19 protein-coding genes and 1 tRNA gene are annotated in these 23,994 nt (G+C 34.7%); 15 read left to right on the forward strand and 5 right to left on the reverse strand.

Going from position 1 to position 23,994, the window contains the following annotated elements; all coding sequences use genetic code 11:
- Nucleotides 1-151 precede the first annotated feature (151 nt).
- Nucleotides 152-421, reverse strand: a complete 270-nt coding sequence (locus AC4FQ5_RS13605) for a hypothetical protein (RefSeq protein WP_491144120.1) — start codon at nt 419-421, stop codon at nt 152-154.
- Entirely contained in the window at nt 421-2,088 is a 1,668-nt protein-coding gene (locus AC4FQ5_RS13610) for an APC family permease (protein ID WP_491144121.1), read from the reverse strand. Before AC4FQ5_RS13610 ends, AC4FQ5_RS13605 begins: the two co-directional genes overlap by 1 nt.
- Before the next feature lie 251 nt (nt 2,089-2,339).
- Between AC4FQ5_RS13610 and AC4FQ5_RS13615 the strand changes: the two genes are divergently transcribed.
- The 5 genes from AC4FQ5_RS13615 to AC4FQ5_RS13635 all read left to right on the forward strand — a co-directional run bounded on the left by AC4FQ5_RS13615 (nt 2,340) and on the right by AC4FQ5_RS13635 (nt 8,239).
- Nucleotides 2,340-5,303 carry a tetratricopeptide repeat protein gene (locus tag AC4FQ5_RS13615; protein ID WP_491144123.1) on the forward strand — a complete coding sequence of 988 codons (2,964 nt, stop codon included), beginning with the start codon at nt 2,340-2,342 and terminating at the stop codon, nt 5,301-5,303.
- Nucleotides 5,304-5,383: 80 nt separating this feature from the next.
- Complete coding sequence (locus tag AC4FQ5_RS13620; protein WP_491144125.1) at nt 5,384-7,153, forward strand: TonB-dependent receptor; 1,770 nt, start codon at nt 5,384-5,386, stop codon at nt 7,151-7,153.
- Between the two features lie 60 nt (nt 7,154-7,213).
- Nucleotides 7,214-7,287 (forward strand) — tRNA-Arg (locus AC4FQ5_RS13625).
- Between the two features lie 260 nt (nt 7,288-7,547).
- Entirely contained in the window at nt 7,548-7,871 is a 324-nt protein-coding gene (locus AC4FQ5_RS13630; RefSeq protein ID WP_491144127.1) for an Mpo1-like protein, read from the forward strand.
- Nucleotides 7,872-7,897: 26 nt separating this feature from the next.
- The gene (locus AC4FQ5_RS13635; RefSeq protein ID WP_491144130.1) at nt 7,898-8,239 is read left to right on the forward strand and encodes a DUF4377 domain-containing protein; all 342 of its coding nucleotides are present in this window, start codon (nt 7,898-7,900) and stop codon (nt 8,237-8,239) included.
- Between the two features lie 34 nt (nt 8,240-8,273).
- Here the strand turns inward: AC4FQ5_RS13635 and AC4FQ5_RS13640 are convergent, their stop codons facing one another.
- Together AC4FQ5_RS13640 and AC4FQ5_RS13645 are read right to left on the reverse strand one after the other, a co-directional pair.
- Nucleotides 8,274-9,221: an SPFH domain-containing protein gene (locus AC4FQ5_RS13640; RefSeq protein WP_491144131.1), complete on the reverse strand. Its 948-nt coding sequence runs from the start codon at nt 9,219-9,221 to the stop codon at nt 8,274-8,276.
- 71 nt (nt 9,222-9,292) lie between these two features.
- Nucleotides 9,293-10,648 carry a deoxyguanosinetriphosphate triphosphohydrolase gene (locus tag AC4FQ5_RS13645; RefSeq protein ID WP_491144379.1) on the reverse strand — a complete coding sequence of 452 codons (1,356 nt, stop codon included), beginning with the start codon at nt 10,646-10,648 and terminating at the stop codon, nt 9,293-9,295.
- Between the two features lie 70 nt (nt 10,649-10,718).
- Between AC4FQ5_RS13645 and AC4FQ5_RS13650 the strand changes: the two genes are divergently transcribed.
- The 8 genes from AC4FQ5_RS13650 to AC4FQ5_RS13685 all read left to right on the forward strand — a co-directional run bounded on the left by AC4FQ5_RS13650 (nt 10,719) and on the right by AC4FQ5_RS13685 (nt 19,124).
- On the forward strand, nt 10,719-11,450 hold the full coding sequence (locus tag AC4FQ5_RS13650; protein ID WP_491144133.1) for an endonuclease: 732 nt from the start codon (nt 10,719-10,721) through the stop codon (nt 11,448-11,450).
- Between the two features lie 577 nt (nt 11,451-12,027).
- On the forward strand, nt 12,028-12,528 hold the full coding sequence (locus AC4FQ5_RS13655) for a MepB family protein (RefSeq protein ID WP_491144135.1): 501 nt from the start codon (nt 12,028-12,030) through the stop codon (nt 12,526-12,528).
- 64 nt (nt 12,529-12,592) lie between these two features.
- The gene (locus tag AC4FQ5_RS13660; protein ID WP_491144137.1) at nt 12,593-13,300 is read left to right on the forward strand and encodes an AAA family ATPase; all 708 of its coding nucleotides are present in this window, start codon (nt 12,593-12,595) and stop codon (nt 13,298-13,300) included.
- A complete protein-coding gene (locus AC4FQ5_RS13665; RefSeq protein ID WP_491144139.1) occupies nt 13,297-13,668 on the forward strand; it encodes a hypothetical protein in 372 nt (123 codons plus the stop codon). The genes AC4FQ5_RS13660 and AC4FQ5_RS13665 overlap by 4 nt, the downstream gene beginning before the upstream one ends.
- Nucleotides 13,669-13,714: 46 nt before the next feature.
- Nucleotides 13,715-15,178: a ligand-binding sensor domain-containing protein gene (locus AC4FQ5_RS13670; protein ID WP_491144141.1), complete on the forward strand. Its 1,464-nt coding sequence runs from the start codon at nt 13,715-13,717 to the stop codon at nt 15,176-15,178.
- A gap of 337 nt (nt 15,179-15,515) precedes the next feature.
- Entirely contained in the window at nt 15,516-15,722 is a 207-nt protein-coding gene (locus AC4FQ5_RS13675; protein WP_491144143.1) for a hypothetical protein, read from the forward strand.
- 198 nt (nt 15,723-15,920) lie between these two features.
- On the forward strand, nt 15,921-16,802 hold the full coding sequence (locus AC4FQ5_RS13680) for a DUF3347 domain-containing protein (RefSeq protein WP_491144144.1): 882 nt from the start codon (nt 15,921-15,923) through the stop codon (nt 16,800-16,802).
- 57 nt (nt 16,803-16,859) lie between these two features.
- Nucleotides 16,860-19,124: a multicopper oxidase family protein gene (locus AC4FQ5_RS13685; protein WP_491144146.1), complete on the forward strand. Its 2,265-nt coding sequence runs from the start codon at nt 16,860-16,862 to the stop codon at nt 19,122-19,124.
- A gap of 353 nt (nt 19,125-19,477) precedes the next feature.
- Here the strand turns inward: AC4FQ5_RS13685 and AC4FQ5_RS13690 are convergent, their stop codons facing one another.
- Nucleotides 19,478-22,480 carry a LamG-like jellyroll fold domain-containing protein gene (locus AC4FQ5_RS13690; RefSeq protein ID WP_491144148.1) on the reverse strand — a complete coding sequence of 1,001 codons (3,003 nt, stop codon included), beginning with the start codon at nt 22,478-22,480 and terminating at the stop codon, nt 19,478-19,480.
- Nucleotides 22,481-22,796: 316 nt separating this feature from the next.
- On the opposite strand from AC4FQ5_RS13690, the gene AC4FQ5_RS13695 reads away from it, so the two are divergent.
- Together AC4FQ5_RS13695 and AC4FQ5_RS13700 are read left to right on the forward strand one after the other, a co-directional pair.
- Nucleotides 22,797-23,498: a hypothetical protein gene (locus tag AC4FQ5_RS13695; protein ID WP_491144150.1), complete on the forward strand. Its 702-nt coding sequence runs from the start codon at nt 22,797-22,799 to the stop codon at nt 23,496-23,498.
- Nucleotides 23,499-23,520: 22 nt separating this feature from the next.
- On the forward strand, nt 23,521-23,940 hold the full coding sequence (locus AC4FQ5_RS13700) for a DUF1801 domain-containing protein (protein WP_491144152.1): 420 nt from the start codon (nt 23,521-23,523) through the stop codon (nt 23,938-23,940).
- The last annotated feature ends 54 nt before the right edge of the window (nt 23,941-23,994 follow it).

Below are 23,994 nucleotides of genomic sequence, written 5' to 3' on the forward strand. Positions count from 1 at the left end.
TATTGTGGTGGATTGTTGTACCGTCACCTGAAACTGAGAATATCAAAAAGACTATTCAGACATGATAATCAATTTTAAATTGCTGATAATCCTGCAAGCTAAATTGATACAGTAAGTTAAGAAATATTTTGTACAGTATGTCAATCTGACTCTACTCAGATGCCAGTAAAAATAAGAATCCTGCCATAATGATGGCATTAGACGGATTACTTGCTAAAAAATATTTGTAAACAGAACCGAATGTTAATGTCTGGATCAACATAGGAATTACGATCATCATATTGATAACTCCCATATAAACTCCTCTTTTATCTGGCGGAATTGATGGTGACACCATCGAGTACGGCAATCCCATCATTGCAGCACAGCCTATACCAAATAAAACCATTGGTAATAATACTTTACAACTTTTCACTTTCACTATGCTTTTCTCAACTTACTGTTCTGATATCCATAGCAGAAATAAATCACCAAACCTACGGCAAACCAGAGTCCGAACCAGAACCAGTTTTCGTGGCTCATCCCGGTAAGGAGATACAGACAAGAACTTAATCCGATTAAAGGAATCAGTGAAAAGTTTTTAATGAAAGTCAATACACATAGTCCTAAATTAATTAAGATAAAAAAGAAAATAGAAGCTCTGAATTCTCCATTTTTAGGATCTTTCCAATCCATTAAAGTATCAAAAAATTCTGGCTGTAAATAGTAAAATCCCGCCAAAGCTCCGATAAAAATCACAGGGAAAATGATTTTTCCATTAATATAAGGAAGGTGAAATCTGCCTTTGATTTTTTCTTTTGGAGGAAGCATCAAAACTCCTGCACATACCAATACAAAAGCGAAGATCGTTCCGATGCTTGTAAAATCAAGAATGAAACTTTTATCGGTAAAAATAATGGGAACTCCTACTACAATACCCGTCACAATCGTTGCAAAAGAAGGTGTTTTATATTTGGGATGAACTTCCTGAAACTTTTTCGGCATCAATCCGTCACGGCTCATTGCGTACCAGATTCTTGGCTGTCCCATCTGGAAAACCAATAAAACTGTTGTAATCGCTACAATCGCTACAAATGAGACGGTAAGCTCCATCCATGCGACATTTGCATTTGTTTTTTCAAATATAAAAGATAGAGGATCTCCCACACCATCAAATTTTCTGTAATCAACCATTCCGGTTAAAACCAAAGTCAGGCAAATGTAGATGACAGTACATAAACCCAAAGAAATAATCATTCCTTTTGGTAAAGTTTTCTGCGGATCTTTTGTTTCTTCAGAAAGCACGCTCAAAGCATCAAAACCGATGTAAGCGAAGAAAACTCCGGAAACGGCGCTCATTACTCCGGCAAAACCATTCGGCATAAAGGATCTCGTTCCTTCTATACTTACGGGGGTCCAATTTTCTGTATTGATGTATGAAAAGCCAACCAGAATAACCAAAACAATTACGGCAAGTTTTAATATCACTAAAGAATTGTTAAAGTTTTTACTTTCTTTTACTCCGCGATAACACAGCCAGGTAATTAATCCGTTTATAACCAATGCGGGAATATCAACGATGAATTTTAAACTTCCAAAAAGCGGTGCATTTGTCCATGCATTGATAAGTTCTTTGTTTTCAGAACCGTTTAAGAATGCTTTATGAGCTTCTGTGTAGCTACAAGTCAAATAATCAGGAATATGCATTCCGAGACGTTCAAGAAAGCTTGTAAAATAATCTGACCATGAGAATGCAACGTAGATATTTCCGAAAGAATATTCCATAATCAAAGCCCAGCCGATAATCCAGGCGATTAATTCACCAAAACTGGCGTAAGCATATGTGTAAGCAGAACCCGCTGTTGGAATTCTACTCGCAAATTCGGCATAGCATAATGCGGTAAAACCACAGGCAAAACCACAAATCAAATAGAGAAGAATAACACCGGGACCACCTCTGAAAACTGCTTCACCCAAACTGCTGAAGCTTCCGGCTCCAATAATTGCTGCAATACCGAAAAATACGATATCCCAAACTCCCAAAACCCGTAATAGACTTGTAGATGTATCTGTTTCTGAGTATTGTTTTCTTCTGAAAAGTTGATTCATTCAATGACGATTTATGTTGAAAAAAACAAATGTAATTATTTCTGTGAAATAATTAAGATTTTCTTAATATTTCTTGTTGAAAAGTTAATTAGTATTAAAAAATAATCCACATACTAACATTATGTGAAAAGACTTGTTTATACAATATCTTTTCGATATTTTCGTTGATAATTTGTGGATAAAAACTTATCTTAAATTTAAGATAAACGGTCTTATTTTTGAAGGCTTACCCATGTTAAAATTTGATATTAATGAAATCAAAAAAAATACTTTTAGCGGCTGCTGTTTTCTATTTCGGAGTTTCCGAAGCGCAACAGTCTCAATACTTTACCCAAAAGGAAAACTACAGGTTTAATCTTGCTCAGAATCTATATCAAACCAAAGTATACAATGCTTCTCAATATGAGTATGCACGACAGTATTTCTACAATCAGAATCTGGAGCAGTCGAAAAAAGAAGCTGCACAGTTTTTTGATAATGTAATCGGGGTCATCCTTCAAAAAAATCATGCTGAAGAAGGGTTGACTGCTTTTATGAAAGAATATCCGAACTCTGCATATTTTGCTCAGGCAAATTTACCTTTGGCAGATTATTATTTGGCCAAGAAAGATTTCAGCGAGGCTTTGAAAACTTTGAAAAAAGTTAATCAGTATCAATTGACCCGTGAAGAAAATACACAGTATGTTCTGAAACTGGGGTATGCTAAATTTATGATAGGCGATTCTAAAGGTGCGATTGATGCACTGGAAGAAGCTTATAAAACTGCAGATGACTCTCAGAAAGGCGATATTGCTTATATGCTGGGACATTTATTTTATTCAAAAGGTCAGAACGATCAGGCTTTCCAATATTTTGATTCGGTAAAAGATCAGCCTAAATTTTCAAAACTCGTGCGTCCGTACTATGTTCAGATGCATTACAATGATAAAGATTACGATAAAGCGATATCGGAAGGAAATGCGTTGTTGAATGAAGATATTTCAGAATCTTACAAAGCGGAAGTTCATAAAATCATCGGTGAAAGTTATTTCATGAAGAATGATTACGAATCGGCTTACCCGCATCTGAAAGATTATCTGAGCGTTCAGCAGAATCCCTCTGAAAACGATTTGTATGAAATGGGATTTGTGGCAGCCCAGCTTAAAAAATATAATGAAGCGGTTTCTTATTATAATCAGTTGTTAAACAGCAATTCAGCTTTGGCTCAGAATGCTTACTATCAATTGGGAAATGCATATTTGGCGGTAGAAAAAAAGCAGGAAGCACTTTCGGCATTCCGTTCGTCTTATCAGATGGACTATGATGCGAGTGTAAAGCAGCTGGCTCACGAACAGTATGCAAAATTAGGTTACGACATCGGAAATCCTTTTGAAAGCCCGACAACCGTGATTCAGAATTATATTACGGCAAATCCGAGTGGGGCTAAAACAGCAGAGATGAGATCACTCTTGGTAAAATCTTATCTGTACTCAGGAAACTTTAAAGAAACTTTGAATGCGATCGATAAATTGCCGAATTCCACTCCTGAAACGGATAAAGTAGATCAGGAAGTTTCTTATCTATTAGGAACGGAAGAATTTAACAAAGGGAATTTCGACGAAGCGGAAAAATACTTTCTCAGAAGTTTAGAATTTGATTTAAATAAGGAATTCAATAGCAGAGCTTTGTATTGGTTGGGCCAAGTGTATTATCAGAAAGGAAATTATCCTTCTGCGATTGCCCGGTATGAAAAACTGACTAATGAAACGTTCCCTGAAAAGCAGCAGTTGCCTTACGACATCGGTTATGCTTATTTTAAATCTAAAAAATTTGATCAGGCTGAGCAGTATTTTACACAATATTTAAAAAATCCGAAACCTGAATTTAAAAATGATGCAGAACTTCGTTTAGCGGATATCAATTACGCTAATAACGATCTTGATCAGGCAATTGCGATTTATGATAAAAACGAAGATGCTACCGATTATACTTTATACCAAAAAGCGTTGGCTTTAGGATTCAAAGATGATAACGCAGCAAAAATCACCAATCTAAAATCATTGATTTCTAAATATCCGGATTCGGAATATATTGATGATGCACAATACGAAATGGGGGTTGCCTATGCAGCTCAGAATGATTTTGCCAATTCTAATGATTTCTTCGGAAAGGTCATAAAATCTTCTCCTGATAAAGATTTGGTTGCCAATGCTTCCATTTACAGAGCACAGAATTATATTGACCAGAACCAAAGTGATAAAGCTTTGTCTGAATTAAGATCTATTGGCGAACAGTATAAAAATACAGCTTACGCACAGAAAATCGTTCAGGCTGCAAAACCTATTTTTACTAAAAACGGTGATGTTTCAGGATATGCTGATTTTGCGAGAAATGTAGGTGTCAATATCGATGCTTCTGAGATTGACGAAATCAATTTATCAACCGGAAAACAGTATTTCACCAAGAAAGATTATAAAAATGCTATCTCTTATTACGAGAAATATCTAACTCAGAATCCGACAGGTGAAGGTCTTTATCAGGCTAAATATGAGCTGGGTGAAAGTTATTATCAGACCAATAATCCTACAAAAGCATTATTGGTTTTGCAGGAAATAGCAAATATTCAGAACGATTATCAGGATGACGCGCAAACCCGTGTTGCACAGATTTACATCGCTCAGGGAAATTCTGCTGAAGCTAAAAAGTATTTGGAAAATATCAGAAATTCTTCCAACATCAACGTCAGAAACTACGCCAATGTAGAACTGATGAAAATGTATGCGGAAGAAAAAGATTTTTCACAGGCTGAAAAATTAGCCGATGCCGTAATTGCCAACAACAAAAACTCGGCTGCGGTTATTGAAACTGCAAAAGTAATCAAGGCGAGAAGTCTGATGAATTCAGGAAAAGATAAAGATGCACAGACAGCTTATACTTCACTTGAAAAATCGTCAAACACAGAAGTTGCGGCAGAAGCTTTATACGCTAAAGCATTCTACCAAAACAAAGGAAAAGCATTCAAATCTTCTAACGAAACGATTTTCAAATTGGCGAATAACTACGCTTCAGAAGATTATTGGGGAGCGAAAGCATTGGTGTTGATGGCGAAAAATTATATTGGTCTGAAAGATAATTATCAGGCGAGTTACACTTGTGATCAGATCATTGCCAATTATGCAGATTTCCCGGAAATTGTTGCAGAAGCGAAAGAGGTTAAAAAATTGATTAAAAAATAATGTACTGTCGTATTTATGTAAGATGTATCGATGTTATTTAATCATTAATACTTTTTACTTTATACATTAATACAACATATATGAACAAGAAAATTCAAATACTATCTATATTATTTCTGGGAATCTCGTCTGTGGCATTTTCTCAGATCAAAGAGGAAAAACTGATTCTTAACAAGAAAAGAGAACCGGAAGTAAAAAAAATCGAGAAGAAGAAAACTTCTGTAGAAACGGTGAAAAACTATCCGCCGGAAGAGAAATCAGCAAATCCTGTAAAATATACTATTACAGACGTTCCTGCGGTTTCAGATTTTAAAACTTCGACTATTCAGAGTGAAGATGTTGCGCCAAAATTTGATGCAACGGCTCAGAACAACTATTTTCAATTCGGAATGGGGAATTATGGAAAGATTTTAGCGGATGCCAATATTTCTAAAACGCTTGAGAATAAAATCGAAGTGGGAGCAGATGTTCATGTGCTTTCTACCAATGGTTTGAAGAAAGTTTACGATTGGGATTCTAATCAAAGTTCGGCGACTTTGGGAGCTTTCTTAAATTCTTATGGTGAAAAAGGAAAAATCAATGTGAATGCTGAATACGGTTTAGATAATTACAATTATTACGGAATTTATGCATTGACTCCTTCTGCGGATATAGATTTAAAACAAAAAGTCAATCAGTTTAAAGTAAACGGCTATTATGATTTTTATTCTAATGAAATTTTAAATGACGTAAGGGTAAAATCTTCATTTTTGAGTGATCATTTTGATGCTAAAGAAAATCAGGCCTCCATTTTGGCAAACCTTTCAAAGCACGCTGTAAAGCTTTCTGATAACGGAATTGTCTTGAATGCAGATCTGGGATTAGGATTGGAAACCGTAAAAACAGATTTTGCTTTATTAAACGAAAATTCATCAACGTTTTTCAATGCGAATATTGCCCCGAAAGTCACTTTTGCAAAAGGTGAATCTTATTTGATGTTGGGTTCTTCTTTTTCTTTTTTAAATGCAAGAAATTCAAATGTAATCTTAGCTGAAGAATTAAAAAATAATAAAACTTACTGGTTTCCACAGGCTGAATTTCAGGTGGCTGCTGCTAAAGAATTTAAGTTTTATGGTGGAGTTGATGGTGGTTTAAAACTGAATACTTATTCTGAATTGTTGCAGGAAAATCCATTTTTGGTTTCTGACCAAATGTTGAGACCGACTGAAACGCAATATCATTTTTATGCAGGTTTGAGAGGTGATATCGATGAAACCTTTAAGTATGACGTTTCTGCAGGGTTCGGAAAAATGAGAAATATTATGTTCTTCCAGGGGAATAATTTGTTCGACAATACATTTACTTTAGACCGTCCGGGTTACGATTTTGCCAATACGTTTTCTGCAGTTTATGATGACGGAAACGTAAGTGATATTAAAGGAAGTCTGCAATATTTCCCGCTGGAAAACCTGATTGTTGATGCCGATGTACGATTCTTAAAGTATGATTTGAAGAATTATGACAATATTTACAACGTTCCTTTAGTTACGGGAAGTATCGGAGCAAAATATACAATGTTTGAGAAAAAGCTGTCATTAGGCTTCAAAGGAATCTTTGCAACTGACAGAACAACAAATTCTTACACCTTTGAAGGTCTTGGAAATTCACCATCGTTTTTTCAGTCAACAGAGGATACCAATGATAAAGTTGGTGGGTATGCAGATTTAAATTTGTCTGCAGAGTATAAAGTTCACAAAAATTTCAGTATTTTCGCACTCGGAAATAATCTTCTGAGCTCAAAATACCAAACGTACAAAGGATATAAGGTTCTTGGTGCACAGATTTTGGGAGGAGTGAAAATAACGTTTTAATGCGGTAGAGTTATAGACAAACTGTGACACCTTATCACTCTTAGACACTATAACACAAACGGCTTCGTAGTTCAACTGGATAGAATATCGGATTTCGGCTCCGAGGGTTGGGGGTTCGAATCCCTCCGAGGTCACGCAAAGGAAAAGGCACTTTCAGTAGTGCTTTTTCCTTTTTTTATTTTTACATCCCGCTACAATTTATTATATTTTAAAAAGGCTAAGTTTAAAATAGAATGAAAATGGTCATTAAATGCACCATCAGTACATTTCTTGCTTCGGTTAATACTGTCATTTGATTATGTGGAACGGTTAATCTGCATTCACCCGGATTTAATCATAAATAATTGGCGAAATTATTGCTGACGTTTTTCTAAGAATTTAAAATACCAACGCCATGTCTAAAAAAATCAATACATACCGGGAGTTCTATGAATTTTATCTCGAAGAGCACCGAAAATCAGGGACAAGAATTTTTCACTTCTTAGGAATTTTATTTGTTTTTGCCGTAATAGGTTTTGTAATTTATACAGGAAAAGAAAGATTTCTATGGTATATTCCGATATTCGGATACGGTTTTGCGTGGCTGAGCCATGCCTTTATTGAAAGAAACAGACCTGCAACTTTCAAGTATCCGCTTTGGTCTTTGATCTCAGACTTCAGATTGTTTTTTGAATTGCTGATTGGAAAACAAAAATTCAGAACTCAACAAAAAGCTTAAATTTGATTACCACTAATATTTGTATTATGAAAAATTTTTCAAAAACAATAAGCTGCACATTCGCAATAGCAGCTTTATTAATACAATGCAAACCGATACCAAATACAGCTTCAGGTGATGAAAAAATCTTTATTGTAGCTTCAAATACCGTCGACTGCACCGGAATTGCACCCATGAAGTGTCTTCAGGTAAAAGAAAAAGAATCAGATAACTGGGGAAATTTCTACAGCAATATTGAAGGATTCACTTTCGAACCTGGATTTGAATATGTCTTAAGAGTAAGAACAGAAAAATCAACCAATCCGCCAATGGATGGTTCGTCAATCAAATACACTTTGGTAAAACAGGTTTCCAAAACTAAGAAATAAAAAAATCCCTTTCAGATAGTAAAAGGGATGTATTTTAAAGCTCTTCGTGATGTCCGCCTCTGTTTGTAGGAGGATTCGGCAATAGAGGTTTACTATATTCTTCCATTTTTTGAGTCGCCGCCATAGAAACAACCAAATCATTCAGCATCGAACTTGCTGCTGTAGGAGAATTCGGTAACAAAACCAAATTGCTTCTGTTGTTTGCTCCGATAGAATTTAACGTATCATAATGCTGCGTAACCACGATCAATGCAGAAGCTTCCTGCGCATTGATATTTGCTGCATTCAGCATTTTCACAGACTCTTCCAGACCTTTTGCAATTTCCCTTCTTTGATCAGCAATACCTTGTCCCTGAAGTTTTTTAGATTCTGCTTCGGCTTTTGCAACCGCAACAATTCTTATTCTCTGAGCTTCAGATTCGTATTCTGCAGCGGTTTTTTCACGTTCTGCAGCGTTGATTCTGTTCATGGCGTGTTTTACCTGCTCATCCGGATCAATATCTGTAACCAAAGCTTTGATAATATCATAACCATAACTTTGCATCGCCTCCTGCAATTCACTTTTAACAGCAATTGCAATATCATCTTTTCTTACGAAAACATCGTCTAATTTTGTTTTCGGAACTTCAGCTCGTACGACATCAAATACGTAAGACGTAATCTGATTTTCAGGATTTTCCAAGCGGTAATAAGCATCTTTCACATTTTCCCTGATCACCTGATACTGAACCGAAACTTTCATTTTAATGAAAACATTATCCAGAGTTTTCGTATCAATAATGACATCCAATTGCTGAATTCTAAGATTCAGACGTTTTGAAATCTGATCCAGAAAAGGAATTTTCAGATGCAAACCTGCATGACTAACCTTTAAAAATTTACCTAATCTCTCCACCACAGCTGCAGATTCTTGCTTTACCGTAAAAAATGAAGCGAATAATGTGACAAGTCCGAAAAAGACCAGAATACCTAAATACACCATATTGTTTTTATTTATGAATTAGGTGATAAGATACAATTTTCCACGCAAATAATGAAATGTAAATGAATAAATTACATTGTCATTCCGATATCGATTCCTTTTATTTTCCGATAAAGATCAGTTGCGTAGTTATCTGTCATTCCTGAAACAAAATCAACCACACCCAAAACTTTCTGGTAATCACTTCCCTCTTCATAGATAAACTGTCTGGGGATTAATTTTAATGCTTTTGTATCGTAAGATTTGATTTTATCTTCAGATTTTAAAATTGAAGGTATAAAATGGTCAAGAAGCTCGTACATTACATTATATCCTGCATTTTCGATTTCCACAACTGCTTTATGATTGTATATTTTTTCAACCGAAAAGCTCTCTATATCCTGCAAAGCCCTGTTTTCACTTTTATAAATATCAAGCAGAGCTTTGTCGAGATTTCCTTCAAGAATTTTGTCGAAATTCTGCTTGTACATTGAGATCGATTTATTAATCAAAGCATTAATTACTTTTGCTCTTAAATAGGAAATCTTTTCGTTGTCATTTCCGATAGAATCAAGCTTTTTCTTCACTCTGTCTACATCATCGGTTTCGGATTTTACGAGTTCAAAAAACAGGTTTTTACAATCCGCTGTTGAAACAATCCCCAATCTGTGAGCATCTTCCATATCGATAATATTGTAGCAGATATCATCGGCCGCTTCTACCAGCCATACAAAAGGGTGTCGTTTAAAAATATGAGGATCTTCACTTTCAGAAATTAAATTTGTCCCTCTTGCAATTTCAAGGAAAATATCTTTTTCATTTTGAAAAAAGCCGAATTTCTTTCGATGAATAATACCTTTTTTCTTGGCAATTGCTTCACAGGGATATTTTGCAATACTTGCTAAAGTTGCAAACGTAAGCTGAGTTCCACCGGCATCTTTCCCTTGTTGCTGTTGAGCCAAAACGCGAATAGCATTGGCATTCCCTTCAAAATTAACCAGATCAGCCCACTCTTTTTCGTTGAATTTGGGTTTGAGATCATTTTCATTCCGGTCAAAATAGCTGGCAATTGCATCTTCTCCTGAATGTCCGAAAGCGGGATTTCCCACGTCATGACAGAGACATGCTGCGGCAATTACATTTCCCAAATTATGCTGGTAAAAATTTTTAGAATCTTCTGTAAGATCACTTTTATAATGATCATAAATAAATTCTCCGATCACACTTCCAAGGCTTCTTCCTACAGACGACACTTCTAGTGAATGCGTCAATCGGTTGTGTACAAAAACACTTCCCGGAAGCGGAAAAACCTGGGTTTTGTTCTGTAATCTTCTGAATGCAGAAGAAAAAATAATACGGTCAAAATCTCTTTGAAAATCTGTTCTTGAAGCAACCGTATTGGGATTGTTCCCGGTACGCTGACTCGTGAAAATCTGGTTCAAATTCATCATTTTCCAAAATTAATTCAAATTTTACTTTTAAAGGAATAATATTTGAGTTTTTGTTGAAAACAATATTATGCCTGAAGGTCCCACAATTGTTCTTATGAAAGAAGATCTGCAAAAATTTGTAGGTGAAAAAGTATCTGAAGTTGACGGAAGCGAAGTTTCTGATACATCTGAAATAAATGGAGAGATTTTAAGAGAAATAAAAACTTTCGGAAAACAAACGTATCTGATCTTTGATAAAATCATTTTTAAAATTCATTTATTAATGTTCGGATCTTACAGCTTATATAAAAGGAAAGACATTGACACGCTCCGATTGGGATTGACTTTCAAAGAAGGCGGAATGTATTTTTATACTTGCTCTGTTAAGATCATTGATGAAAGTTTTCTAAAAAAAATCAACTGGGAAGCTGATATCATGAGTGACCGATGGGATCCTGAAAAAACAGCTGCAACTCTAAAAGCAACACCGAAACTGATGATTTGTGATGCACTGATGAATCAGGATATTTTCTCCGGCGTTGGAAATATTATCAAAAATGAAGCGTTATTCAGAGTTGGTATTCATCCGGAAAGTCTGATAGGAAATTTACCGCCGAAAAAGCTTAAAGAAATCATTGCAGAAGCAAGAAATTACGGCTTCGACTTTAAAAAATGGAAAAAAGCAAATGTATTAAGTAAGCATTTTCAGATCTATCATCAGAAAAACTGTCTGGTCTGTGGTGCAGAAGTCATTAAAAAAGATACGGGAAAAAGCAAACGCACGAGCTTTTTCTGTCAGAATGATCAGAAATTATATTGATCTTGCTACCAAACTGAAAATCGAAAATTAGCTCATTAAATTTTATTCATTTTGATCGTTGAAGCATGATTTTTAAGTGCTTTAATTTTTGTTATGCAAAGCATTTTATAATATTTGAATTATTAAGTCTCAAATGCAAAATACGAATACATTAACAAATTCACATTATTTTACGAATAAAATAATTTATTTTACAGCCATTTTACACATAAATTTTAAAATAAGCTAATTAACATTTAGGCTAAAACAACTTAATAATACCGTAACAAACTGATATACATCATAATATTTATATTGTCAATATAATTTGAAAGCCGTAATATTGCATTACAGAATTCGCAATAAATATTAATATAAATAAAAATTTAAAAATTATGATCGCAATTATCGGAGTAGCAACATGCGCAGTTTTAGTTTCTTCTTACATCGCAACAGTAAAAAGAGAAAACAACTAATAGGAAATAAAAAACCTACTATTCAGCAAATTTATCAGCTGATATTATTATGTTTGCAGTAATCAACAATACTGCCCGCTGTTTTACTCAACCGGAGTAAAACAGCGCAAAAAACATAATAAATGATTACAGAACCTTGGCAACTTCAAAATTTAGTTTTTTCTAAACTTAGTTTAATCATTTCTCATCTTCTGCCTGATTCTGAATGTGAAGAATATTTTGGTCACAGTTTCAGCCTTGATCAGTTCAGCATCAAATTCAGAAAAGCTAAAATCACTCCTAAGAAAACCGGACAATTTGTGACTTTGTGGAAGAGAAATCCTTTAAGTAAACAAACCGAACCTTTCACTTTCGAAGATCCCTTTGATTTTTATATCATTGCCTGTGAAGACAATGAAAAATGCGGATTTTTCTTTTTTCCTAAAAATATTCTGTCTCAAAAACAAATTCTGACAACCTTTTCCAAGGAAGGAAAACGCGGCTTCAGAGTTTATCCGGATTGGAACTTTCCTGAAAATAGGCAAGCGACCAAAACTCAGGCTTGGCAGAAAAATTTTTTCATTAATTTTTCAGATAAAAATTATCTTGAAAAATTCAAAACGATTTTAAACTTCGATTTATAATTAAATTCTAAAAAGATTCTAAAGAATTATCTTTGCTAGGACAACAGTTTAAACAAAGCTAAAAATGAATCTGTACAACCTCATCATTCAGGATAAAGAAGAAGTAACGCTCGATGATGTTTTCCTTACACCACAAAATAAACAGCAGTTTGTACAGCTCATCAAAGAACGGACTTACGCCAAAGAACTGATGGAATACGGACTTCCCGTTAACAACAAAATCCTTCTAGAAGGAAGTTCAGGTTGCGGAAAAACCATGACGGCAAAAGCGATTGCAAATGCTTTAGGTAAAAATATCATCATTCTGAATCTCAGCAACATTGTTTCCTCAAGAATCGGCGAAACTTCACAAAACATCAAAATGATCTTCGATAAAGCTGCGAGAGAAAGATCTGTTTTATTTTTAGATGAACTCGACCAAATCGGAAAAGCTCGTGGAAGCGACGACAAAGATGTGGGCGAAATGAGACGACTCGTCAATACTTTGATTCAATTAATCGATTATTATCCCGAAAATGCGCTTTTACTTTGTGCCACCAATCATGCAGAAATCATTGATACAGCGATTATCAGACGTTTTCAGCTCAAAATTAAATACAAAATGCCGTCAAGGGATTTTCTGGATCGTTTTTATGATCAGCTTTTATCAAAATTCCCGGAAAATTTAAGAAATATTGCACGGAAATATGAGATTTCGTTTGCTGAAGCGAAGGATTATGCTTTTACAGTGGTGAAGGGAAATTTGATCGAACAACTGGAATCTAAAAAATGAAATTAATCTACTTATTTTTGCTTTTGACAATATTTTTTTCGTGTAACAAAAAATATACAGGAGAAGTGAGTTTTAAATCTTGTATGATTGAATATGATGTTCTTGATGAGAAAAAAGAACTCAAAATAAATGATCAATATATAGCAGGAAATCAATGGAAATTTGAATCTGCAAAACAAGAATTGGCACTTTGTCTTTGTGAAAAATATTTACAAAATCGGGATGAAGAAATAAAAGAAAAGATTTTGGAAATCTACCATGACGATTTTGAATATTATCATAGAAAAATTAATTTTAGTCCCATTGATTTTGATTCAATTCTAAAGAACAGAAAAGAAATTTTTGATTATAGAATTTTAATAGATTAGAAAGATAAAAATTATATTTGATAAAAAAATAAACTAAAAACTTATCATGAAACATACATTCCTTGTTATAACGATTGCTTTATCAGCAAACCTTAATGCTCAAAATATTTTCCCAATAAAATTAGACAATTGCAAAACAGATCGTTTTTGTCTTGATTGTGGAGATGTAAAAGCTGGATATATTGAAGAGAATTTTTTACAACTGCAAAATGAACTGCAGGAGTCTTTAGATTTAAAAGGATTAAAGGGTGCTATTCAGTTTCAGGTACTTATTGATTCAAAAGGAAAAGGTTGCGTTCTAAGTCATACCGACCAGTCGAAAAATCCCATTACCGTAAAGATCATTGAAAAATTAAATAAGTTTAAAAATTGGTCACCTGCAGTTACTAATGGAAAGAAAGAAGAAAAGTCGTCGATTAACTTGGTTTTCACCATCAATGAAGGCAAGATCAAAGGAAATATAGAAAGAGTGGATGTGAAAGCTTTTACAAAATCATTTGATAAGCCTCAAAGCCCTGAAATATTTAATAAAACCTTTGATTATAAGAATGAAAATCTGAAAAACTATAAAATTACAGTCTGGAACTCAAATAATTCCAGTCTTCCGAATAATATGAATGATCATGTAGCAATTGATAAAAATGGTTTGGTCTGGTTAACTGTTGATGAAGGTTTGGTAACTTTTGATGGAAAAGATTTTAAAAACGCAGAGCAAAACATCACTGATAAAGGAAAATTCTTTTCATATTACGCACTTGCTTCTGATAACGACAATAATAAATGGGTGTATGGAACTAATAATATCTACAGTTTCGACAATAATAAATGGACAAAATATGACCCTAAAGAAATCGGTATTGATGGAGCCTACAAAATCATTAACAATCCTAAAACCGGAGAGGTATTTTTCTGTTCTGATGAAGGATTAACGATTTATAAAAACGGAAAGTGGACAAATATTAATAAAAGTAAAGTCAAAGAATTTCCTTCCGACAGAGTTACTTTTGCGAAAAGAGATTCTAAAAACAGAATCTGGATTGGCACTTTTAGCGGGACAGTAATGATTGATGAAAATGGAAAATCTACAAATTTTGAAAATACTTCATCGGTACTGAAAGGAAAATGTATCACTTCGATGGATGAGGATGAAAATGGAAATCTTTATTTTACATTATACGAATTTAATCCTAGAGAAAAAGGGCAAGTAAATAAAAATGAAGGTATTGCAATCAGAAATACAGACGGAACATTCAAGCAATATACAACGGAAAATTCAGGAATGCCATTTAATCACACAAACTGTATTCTTTACGACAAAGCCGACAAGGTTGTCTGGATTTCAACAGACAGAGCTGGATTAATAAGATATGATTTAAAAGATGGCTGGGAAAATTATCATAATCAAAACTCAGACATTCCCACATCATACATCTCAACAATGACATTTGATGAAAAAGGAAATCTTTATTTAGCAACCAGACAAGGATTGGTAAAGATTGAGAAAAAATAAAAATGGTTACATATTTTAGAACCCTGGCTTTAGTCAGGGTTTTTATTTGAAATAAAAATACTGCAGTTAACAAGGGTTTTGCGTAAGGCGGACTGAAGTGCAAAATTCAACGGTGGTTTTTTCAATTGAGCTTTAGCTTTTGTGCTTCGATTTCCCTCCCGAGCGCAGAGCCCCGAAACATTATCGGTTGTTCTACCAACGACCGTGCAAACATCGGCAGACCAACAAATAAAATTATTTTGTACCTTTGACCGTTATAAAATCAGAATGACAAAAAAGTTTCACATATTACTCATAATCTTGACACTTGGTTTCTTTGCGACACCAACGCTCACTTATGCTTGTGAAACCAAATCAACGAAAACTGAAACTTCTTCTTGCAAAAAAGACAAATCGGACAAGACAGAAAAAAAAGATTGTTGCAAAAATCACCAATCGAAAAACGGCAAAAATGAAGACGGTTGCGGTGGAAAATGCACACATCCATCTTGCAGTTGCCCAGTTGTACATTATGCTTTCAACTTACCTTTTTCAACTGATTTAAAAACAAAAAATTGTTTTACTGAAAGCAAAAAAGTAAAATCTTATTACAACGAAACCTACCTTTCCTCGGGTTTCTATTCCATTTGGACACCACCTAATATAGGTTAAATTTCTTCTTTGACAGCCATAGATTTGTCCAATTGAAAGCAAATTATTTGCTTTTAAATACAATTATTTACAAAATTTAAAATTTTCAAAAATGGGATCAATAAAAATATTGATGACAATTTCTGTATTGTTATCATTCACAGCGTGTAACGCTCAAATAAAAAATGCTAAAACCGAAAGTGTAAAAATATTCGGCAATTGTGGAATGTGCGAAACCACTATTGAAAAAGCTGGAAACTCCAAAAAAATTGCCAAAGTGGATTGGAACAAAGACACCAAAATGGCAACGATTACTTACGATGCAAAAAAGACTAACAAAGAGGAAATCTTAAAGCGAATTGCGTTGAGTGGCTACGACAGTGAAAAATTTCTTGCTCCAAACGATGTGTATGCAAAACTTCCTGAATGTTGTCAATACGAAAGAAAAGCACAAACTGTAGCAAAAGTTGAAACTTCTACAAAGGCAGCCAGTACAAAAGCGGAAATAAAAGAAAACCATTCTGCACATAACAATACAGCTATGACAGAAACAAAGCAAGATGTACCGCAACTGAAAGCCGTTTTTGACAATTATTTTGCTGTTAAAGATGCCTTGGTAAAAACAGATGGAAATATTGCATCAGCAAAAGCAAAAGATTTACTAACCGTAATCAATGCGGTAAAAATGGACAAACTGACAACCGAAGAACATACTATTTGGATGAAAGTAGCAAAAGATTTGGCTTTTGATGCGGAACATATTGCAGATACCAAAGATGCAGGACATCAAAGAGACCATTTTATGACACTTTCTAAAAATATGTATGCTTTAATCAAGGTTTCTAAAACTGAAACACCAACTTATTACCAATTTTGCCCAATGGCAAATGACGGTAAAGGTGCAAATTGGTTGAGCAAAGAAAATGCAGTAAAAAATCCATATTACGGCTCTCAAATGCTTACTTGTGGCAAAGTAGTAGAAACAATAAAATAAAAATTTAGGGTAGCCTTCAGCTACCCTATTAATAATTTTAAAAATGAAAATCTTAAAATGGATATACAAAATTTTCTTTCAAAAAAACTGTTGCCGATAGTTATTTTACTATTTGCAATTACAAATATATTCGCTCAAAAAACAGTTCGATACGACCTTTTTGTAAAAGATACTTTGGTAAATTTTGCAAGCAAAGAAAAGCGAGCCATTGCCGTAAACGGACAAATTCCAATGCCAACTTTGACCTTTACCGAAGGCGACACAGCAGAAATTCACGTACATAATTTGCTGAAAGAAGAAACCTCTTTACATTGGCACGGCCTGTTTTTACCTAACAAAGAAGATGGAGTTCCCAATCTTACACAAATGCCGATAAAGCCCAATACCACACATATCTATCGTTTTCCAATTATTCAAAACGGAACACATTGGTATCACAGCCATTCGGGCTTGCAAGAGCAAATTGGAATGTATGGCAATTTTATAATGCTAAAAAGACCCGATGATCCAACATTTAGAAAAGGAATTGACGATTTACCAACCGTTCCTATCGTTTTAAGCGAGTGGACAAACGTAAAGCCTGAAAATATTCACAGAATGTTACACAATGCAAACGACTATCCTGCATTGAAAAAAAACTCGGTTCAAAGTTATGCCGAAGCCATAAAAGCAGGGCATTTTAAAACCAAACTGAAAAACGAATGGAAAAGAATGTTAGCAATGGATGTAAGCGATGTATATTATGAAAAAATATTGATAAATGGAAAGCCAAGCACCGACATAAAAAACATTGATGGTAAGGAATTAAAAGCAGGCGATAAAGTGCGGTTAAGAATTTCTAACGGTGGTGCTTCCTCTTACTTTTGGCTCACCTATGCAGGTGGCAAAATTACGGTGGTAGCCAACGATGGCAACGATGTGGAACCTGTGGAAGTGGACAGATTAATTATTGCTGTTTCTGAAACCTATGATGTAATCGTTACCATTTCTGCCGAAAATACAGCGTTTGAATTTTTAGCAACCACCGAAGACCGTACTAATTCAGCTTCATTATATATCGGTAATGGCATCAAACAACTCAAATCGCCACAGCCAAGATTGAAATATTTTGAAGGTATGAAGATGATGAACGATATGATGAAAATGAATGGAGATTTGGACGATATGGGAATGAATATGAGCTTAAACCAAATGGATATGAATGTAGTAATGTATCCTGAAATTACAGGCGAGAGCAAACCTAAACAAAGCGATAACGACCCAAACCGATACAATGCAAATGCTTTGGCAGACATACTGACACTTAATTATGCGATGCTAAGGTCTCCCCAAAAAACCACACTTCCAAAAGATGCACCAGTAAAAGAACTAAAATTTGAACTGTCGGGAAATATGAACCGCTACGTTTGGAGTTTAGACAATAAAGTGGTTTCTGAAAGCGATAAAATTCTTATCAAAAAAGGAGAAAACGTAAGAATAGTTTTATACAACGGTTCAATGATGCGACATCCAATGCACCTGCACGGACACGATTTTAGATTGCTAAATGGACAAGGAGAAAATGCACCATTAAAAAACGTAGTGGACATAATGCCAATGGAAACCGACACTTTGGAATTTAACGCCAATGTTGAAGGTGATTGGTTTTTTCATTGTCATATTCTTTACCATATGATGAGTGGAATGGGCAGGGTTTTTAGTTACGAAAATCAAGCCCAAAATCCATTAATTCCAAACCCAAAATTAGCCCAACGAAAACTATTTGCAGACGACCGTAAATTTCATTTTATGGCAGAAAATGACTTTGCCACCAACGGAAACGATGGAATGGCAATGCTACAAAATACAAGATGGAGCATCGGAACAGAATGGCGATTGGGCTATAACGACCATCACGGCTACGAAACCGAAACACATATTGGACGATACATTGGAAAAATGCAATGGTTAATGCCATTTATTGGGTTTGATTGGCGTTATAGAAAATTAGAAACCGATGCAAATGGAAATGTCCACGGAGAAAAAAATCTTTTCGGGCAAACCAATACTAAAGATAATCGCCAGCAATTTAGTTTAGGTGTTGCATACACTTTACCAATGCTTGTAATTTTACAAACCGAGATTTATCACGATGGAAATGTACGAATACAACTTATGAGAGAAGATATTCCAATTTCAAAAAGATTAAGAGCCTCATTTATGGCAAATACCGACAAAGAATATATGGCAGGACTTCGTTATATAGTAAACAAAAATTTAGGAATTTCCACACATTACGACAGCGATATGGGACTTGGGTTTGGACTATTTTTAAATTATTAAAACTAATAGAAATTATACACGGACGAAAGAAGAGCAGCCGATAACAAGGGCTTTGTGAAATTGGGGAAGACTTACTTAATTGAACATTAGTTTTTTTTAAGTAAAGTGCTTCTATTCCCCCACTTCACAATCAACCACTTCGTAAAGGCAATCAATTACAATTTATTATCCTTCAACACTTTACAGTCTTTTCGAAAATGATAAATTGAAAAAAAAGATAAACTTATACGCCACAAAAAAATTCCCCTCCCTTGGAGGGAAATTTTAGATTGATGGTGACAATAAAAAATCCTTTCAAAAATTTGAAAGGATTCTTCTAATGTAATATGAAATAAACTAAGTGTGCTCTAATTTTACTGAACAATAATTTTAAAATTACTATTTAAATTATCTCCCGAAACATTCAGAATATAATTTCCTGATACTTTTTTACCGGCAATATTTAAATTAAATATTCCGTTTCCGTTAGCATTTATTTTTTCTTTGATGATCACTTTTCCGTTCATATCGATTATGGTTGCTGTCAGACTAGATTTTTTATACTCGGGAAGCTTAATGAAAATCTGATCTTTTACAGGATTTGGATAGACCGTTCCCACATTTTTACTGATACTGAATTCTGCATTACCTAATACTGCCTGATTATACAAGGCAGATATTTCCGCCGGAGTTAATGCGTAATTATACATTTTCAGTTCGTCAAATGCACCTTTATAAGGAGCCGGAGCATTGGCTGTTGACAAAAATTCAAGTTCACCGATATTTCCTATAATGAGATCACTGACTTCACCGATACCCGTAACGGCAGTTTCGTCCCCTTCAGAACTTAAGGCACCATTGGTGTAAATTCTCATTTTATGAGCTGTAACATCTCTCTGGATCACAACATGCACCCAGTTGTTATTAAAATAATTGGCTATGGGTGAGGTGATTTCTTTTTTCGTAACATCGTCATCAATAGCATATCTCAACTGACCTCCTTTTATTTCCACATTAAAACGTTTTCCGGTTGCTCCGGTTGCCGTATTTTTAGTTATTGAACCTTTGCACAATACATAAAGACTGGTTGCCGAAGAAGATGGAATCATGCTCGCAGGAGCTTTCATCCAGAAAGAAACGGTAAAAGAATTTGTATTAAATAAAATCTGATCCTGATGCGGAATACTTGCTATGTACGGAGTATTGGGAGCGGTTGCCAGATCAATAGCGTAGTTTTCTTTTCCTGTTACTCTCACATTAGCATTATCATAAGCCAGATTTAATATCCCGTTATTGGCATATGAAGTGAGATCTGCAATCTGCTCACCCGATAGAGGAGCTTCTGAGAACGGCCAGTTACCGACAAGAGAAGGGGTAATTGCACGGAAAGTCCACACATTCCCTGTTACTGAGCCCAATGCGTTGGAAGAATCTATTCTCCAGTAGTAATTGGTTGCTGTATTTAAATTTGTAAGTTGAAAAGAAGGTGCGGCAGAATAAGGTACTGTAGCAACATTTGTCAAGTTTTGAGGATCTGTTCCGAAAAAAACAGAATAACTTGTTGTGTTGGTACTTCCTGTCCATTTTAAAAGCAGATTACCTCCGTTTAGTTCTACATTAACATTGTTATTTGCCGGAACAGGAGCCGTTGCCTGTGCAGGAGCCGACGGAACCGGAGGTGTAGTAACAGATGTGTTGGCTGTGTATACCGAAGACTCTGTAGCATTGGTGGCTTTCACCCTGTAATAATACTGAGTATTTGGCGTCAACCCAGTTTCATTATAACTCGTTGTATTCGCAGGTAAAGTTGCAATTACCATAAATGTATTACCATTAGGAGAACGCTCCAGTACATAATTGGTTTCGTTGGTGGCATTGTCATTCCAATTGACTGTTAAAGAACTTGCAGCAGGAGTTCCTGTTGTCAATGCATTTGTGAAATTTAAATTAGATGGTGGAATGATGAAAGCCGGAGGAGCTGTATTAGGTAAACTATTAATATATACTTCAATGTTTAAATACGGAGCATTTGTTGTGCTTACCGCCAAAGCATCTGCAACATTAGGATTAAGTCCGTTAGCAGTTTCCCACGCATCCGGCATTCCATCATTATCCGTATCTAAAGGAGCGGGAGCACCATAAATGTGTCCTGCACCACCATTGATAAAACCAAATTGAGTCGTTAAATCAGTCTGTACATAAACATAAGTAGCAGTTGTTCCTTTTGAAGAGAGATCTGAAATCATTAACTGATCTACCTGATCACGTACCGGATATGATGCACCAACACCTGCTACAATATTAGTATATGCAGCCTGTGCTGTTAAGGTCGGATTTTTCATAGGATAATCATAAGAAGTCGGCTGTAGTGCTGTAATATCTCCTACCGGATATCCCGTTAAATCCTGTGGAACTAAAGTTCCGTCCAGAACTCCGTTTTTATTGTTATCAAAATAATTTCCTGAGCCAAATAAATTGAAGTTGGCATTTCCTACGCTGAAAGGTGTAGAAACTGTATCACTCGTATTGGGACCTCCGATAAAATAATTATTGATGATATTGGCATACGAAGCTCCTGCAGAATCTCCACCCATAATGTAAGCTTCACCGGATTGTGTGTGACCATAGGTATTTCCGTAATTACCCCAGTTATAAACAACGTTGTTCACAAATTCATTAATCCCTTTGATCTTGTTATTACGGGTTTTATTACAGATGTATAAATTCCCGATCAGACTGATTTTTCCTCCCGGTGGCGGCTGCATCAATCCACCTGCAGAGTGATTGTGGCGATGCATTCCCTGTCCGATGATAGAATTCTGAATCGTAATGTTATCCGGACTTGTACCGTTATTATCCCAGTTCACGGAAAAAACTTCGTCTGTTCCCCAGGTAAAGGTCATGTGATCCAAAATGATATTGGCTCCGTTGGCGATTCCGGATGCATCCTGATTTTGAGACGTTCCGCCATAACGGATACGCATATATCGCGCAATCGTATTATTGGCTCCGGTAAATGAGACTCTCGGTCCTAAAAACAAAATACCCTCTCCTGGAGCAGTCTGACCTGCAATTGTTGTATTTGCAGCAACAGCAACTACTGATTGTAAATTAACAATGCCTCCCACTTTAAAAATGACAAAACGACCCGGCTGGCTTACCGCATCACGGAATGAACCTGCACCGCTGTCATTCAAATTGGTAACTAAATAGATCTGAGGATTGGCTGCACCTCTTGCTCCTGTAGTAAATCTTCCAAAACCTGTAGCTTCAGGAAATGCCAGTGTCTGAGCGTTCAAATCAATTGTGGATAGTGTAATTCCACAAAGCACTAAGGATTTAAGTGTTTGCTTAAACAGTAAAGATTTGTATTTCATAAATATTAATTTTATATGAACCAATCTAGCCACAAACCCAAACACAGGCATCCTGCACCATCCTGCTACTTCCTAAAAATCAAATATTTACAAGATCAATCCCTTATTCTTGCGTCATATAAATGGATTTTAACATATTGAAAATCATAGGAGAGAACAATCTAAAATTTTTTATTTTTTTAATTTTAAAATTCAGATTTTATCTTTGATTTGAGTTTGAATTTATAATTGTTTTGCTGTTGATATTTATTTACTTTTAGAGAAATATATTTGGTTGATAAAGACAAATGTTAAAAATATTACAAACTGATCGTTTATGAAAGTTCCACTACTTTTTTTGATTTTATTATCTCAACTCTTGACTGCTCAAAAAAGTGAAAAGAAAACAATAAAATTACAAGTCATGTCTGCTGAAAATGTTTCAGTTCCAAAAGAACTGAATAAATATAAAGACACAATTGTAAGCAATAATATTAAGACTTTTTACAAGCAAAAAAAGCAGCTAAAAGACATGATCAGTTTCAAAGATTATCCTGAAGACATGAAAGATAATTTTGAAAAAACTAAAAAAGATGCTCAACTACAATTAAAATATATGGATAGTATTGAGTCTAATCTTAAAAATTATCAAATCTCTGAGATTTTTTTATATTCTGTTGCGGTCTTACATATGGCTTTCAACGAGTACGAACCTTATTCCGAAATTTCAGGGATTAATTATTCAGAAGAAGCCAATAAAAATATTGAATATTATTGCACAAAAAATAACCTTGATTATTTTATAACTTTTGAAAATCCGGTTATTACAAAATCAAAAAATAACTATGTAATGAATTCTACTTTAAAAGTTTTTTCAAAAAAAGAAAATAAGTTTATTGTTGAAAAGAATATTATTGGTGACACAAATAGTTACGGAGATTTATGGACTTGTGGAAATCCACTTAGTTGCTTGATAATAACTTCCGTTAGAAATTCCTTGCAAATTGTAATTCCAGAAATTAAGAAGCGACAAAAATGAGAAGCAATGAAATTTTAAAATTATGAATGTAGAACAACAAATTAAAAATTATATATACACGCAACCTGAACCAAAACAAAGTGAAATGAACACTCTTCATCAGATCATTATGCAAATAATGCCTGATTCAAAATTATGGTTTCTCGACGGTAAAGACAATGAAAACAAAACAGTTTCAAATCCCAATATAGGATACGGAACTCACATTATAAAATACACGAATGGAACAACAAAAGAGTTTTATAAAATCGGTCTCAGTGCAAACACAACCGGGATTTCTGTTTATATCATGGGTATTGAAGATAAAAAATTCTTAGCTGAAACCTATGGACAAAGACTAGGAAAAGCGAGTGTAAGTGGATATTGCATTAAGTTTAAAACACTGAAAGAGATTAATGTTGAAATACTTGAAGAGATTATAAGAAGTGCAATTAAACAATAATTATACTAATCTTTGATTTTAAATAAAAATCCCCTTCAAAATTGAAAGGGATTT

It is taken from the genome of Chryseobacterium sp. DT-167 (genome assembly GCF_058310155.1).